Source organism: Leisingera sp. SA32 (genome assembly GCF_056033425.1).
Window position 1 is genome coordinate 10893 of the sequence record NZ_JBVYHB010000032.1, and the last position, 2680, is coordinate 13572.

Consider the following 2680-nt stretch of genomic DNA (forward strand, 5'->3'; position numbering starts at 1 on the left):
CAGGAGATGACTGGTTTGTCCCGCTCCTTGATGAGCGGTTCCTGTTGCGGCGAAAGGACCACTTGAATTTCGCGGCACAGGTTGGCTTTCAATGGCCGCTCCGGCAACATGGGCTGCAAAACAGCAATGAGTGAGCCGAATGTGCGAAGGGATTCTGCGTCAGCAGTCGCCGCGTGGACGAAAGTCAGGATTGTCCGCATCCCTTACGTTCGATAATGGTTGGTGGCTGAACCTGCGGCGAAGGTCTGCTCCTTCCATGTTTGAGCAGCATGGGGCCGCCGCCCAAGTGGCAGATCCTGAGACTTCGCAAAAGTCACTGTCTGCGCCGAGTTGACCTTGGATCGCCGCACCAAGGAAGAGAACATGGCCGCGGTGGGAAGAGCACCTGCGGAATTCGATGCCATGCCGGAGCAGGTTGATAGCATCCTCGCCAAGCGCTGACCCTTCGATCTACCGCTGGTCTTGCTGGGCGTTGATCGGGCTTCCTGCAACCATGAACTTTCTGCACCAATACGATTGTTTCGAGGGGGCTTGTGCCATCTCGTATTGTTCAGAGTGGGGGCGAGGCCTCCTCACCCCGCCACCGTTTATCCGCTTCGCTTTCAGCCCTCACCGGCCGCGTGTCGCCCGGCCAGATAGCCGAAGGTCAGAGCCGGCCCAAGCGTGATCCCGGCACCGGGGTAGGTGCCGGCCATAATCGAGTTCATGTCATTGCCGCAGGCATAAAGCCCGTCGATCACGCTGCGGTCCGCGCGCAGCACCCGGGCGTCCGGATCTGTGGCGAGCCCCATGCTGGTGCCGATGTCTCCCGGGAAGATCCGCACAGCATAAAATGGCCCGGTATCGAGCGGGTTGAGGCAGGGGTTCGGACGATGATCGGGATCCCCGAGATAGGTCTGATAGGCGGTAGATCCCTTTCCGTACTGCCGGTCAATCCCCTCTGCTGCATCAACGTTGAAGGCCTGAATGGTCCGGTTAAGAGCCTCTGGGGGCAGGTTGATCCGCCGCGCAAGCTCCGCCGGGGTCGCAGCCTTTATCAAGTACCCCGAGCGCAGATGGTGGCGATAGGGCGCAGGCGCCGGACGCACCGGCCCAAGACCGTAGCGGCGCAGGGCCCGATGATCGCAGATCAGCCAAGCCTCCTTCAGCCCGGCGTGGTTCATGCCCGACACGAAGTCATGATAGGAGACCGCCTCGTTGACGAAGCGCTCACCCCTAGGAGAGACAGCGATCACCCCTGGCTTGGCACGATCCAGGAAAAGATGTGGAAAAGGCCGCGTGGCACCGTTGCCCTCCGGGATCAGCGAGACCGGCGCCCAGAAACCCGCGTTGTGGTTGGTGTCGAGGAACTGTGCCCCAATCTTTCGGGCCGCATTGATGGCGCCACCTGTGGCGGGACGCGGCGACATGGAGAAATGCTGCCCCCCCTTGGCTACATGGGGCATCAACTCTGGTGTGCCCCCATCGGGTGGTCCAGTTTGAATGTTAGTGCATAGTCGGCCTTTGGTCTATCGGGACAATGCTCTTGGGCGCTGGCGGCCGGTATCCTAAGGCGCTGTGGGGCCTGACCGTATTGTAGTGACGCCGCCAGCGTTCGATCAGGATCTGGGCCTCGCGTAACGTGGTGAAGACCTCGCCGTTGAGCAGCTCATCCCGGAAACGGGCATTGAAGCTCTCGCAGTAGCCGTTCTCCCATGGTGAGCCGGGGGTGATGAATGCGGCTTTCGCACCGACGGCATCGATCCAGGCACGCACCTTCTTGGCAATAAATTCTGCACCATTATCCGACCTTATGTATTCCGGCGGGCCGCGTAGGATGAACAAATCCGTCAATGCGTCGACCACATCCGTTGAATTGAGCCTGCGTTTGACCCGGATCACCAGCGCCTCCTTCGTGAACTCATCGATGATATTCAGCGTGCGGAAGATCCGCCCGTCGTGGGTTCGGTCCTGAACAAAGTCATAGGACCAGACATGGTTCGGGCGCTCCGGCCGCAGCCGGACGCAGGAACCATCATTCAGCCAAAGTCGGCCTTTCTTGGGTTGCTTTTGCGGGACTTTAAGCCCCTCCTGCCGCCAGATCCGTTCAACGCGCTTGTGATTTACATGCCAGCCGCTGTTGTTCAGCAGCCCAGTGATCATGCGATATCCATAGCGGCCAAACTCTTCGGCCAACGCGGTGATGTCCTCGGTCAGCCGGGCTTCGTCCGGTAGACCACAGGGCACCTTGCGCTGCGTAGAGCGATGCTGACCTAATGTGCGGCAAACCCTGCGCTCCGATACGCTGAGGGTTTGCTGCACATGGTTGATGCACTGCCTGCGGCGGGAAGGGCTTAGAAGTTTCCCCGTGCGGCCTCGGCCAGGATCATCTTGTCCAGTGTCAGATCCGACACGGCTCGTCTGAGCCGGGTATTCTCAGCTTCCAGCTCTTTCAGCCGCTTGAGCTGATCGCGGCTCATGCCGCCATACTCCTTGCGCCATCGATAGTAGGTCTGAACCGTCACTCCGATCTGCCGCACGGCCTCCTGAACTGATTTGCCTTGCCCTTGCAGCACTTCAACTTGTCGCAGCTTCAGCACGATATCTTCGGGCTTCTCTCGCTTGCCGGCCATCTCGTCGTCCTCCTGAAAACGGGATAATTCTATCCCAAAAGGTGGACCACTTCAGTGGGGGCGTTCCA

General features: G+C 59.9%; 2 protein-coding genes. Both read right to left on the reverse strand.

What is annotated here, in order from left to right:
• Positions 1–602: 602 nt before the first annotated feature.
• Positions 603–1448, reverse strand: coding sequence for an FAD-binding protein (locus AC0IPL_RS21925; RefSeq protein ID WP_474277423.1), 846 nt, complete (start codon positions 1446–1448; stop codon positions 603–605).
• Between the two features lie 37 nt (positions 1449–1485).
• Positions 1486–2612, reverse strand: a protein-coding gene (locus AC0IPL_RS21930; protein ID WP_474275345.1) for an IS3 family transposase whose coding sequence is annotated in 2 segments (ribosomal slippage) — positions 1486–2348 and positions 2348–2612 — 1128 coding nt in all. Because the reading frame shifts where the segments join, the coding sequence is not laid out codon by codon here.
• Positions 2613–2680 lie beyond the last annotated feature (68 nt).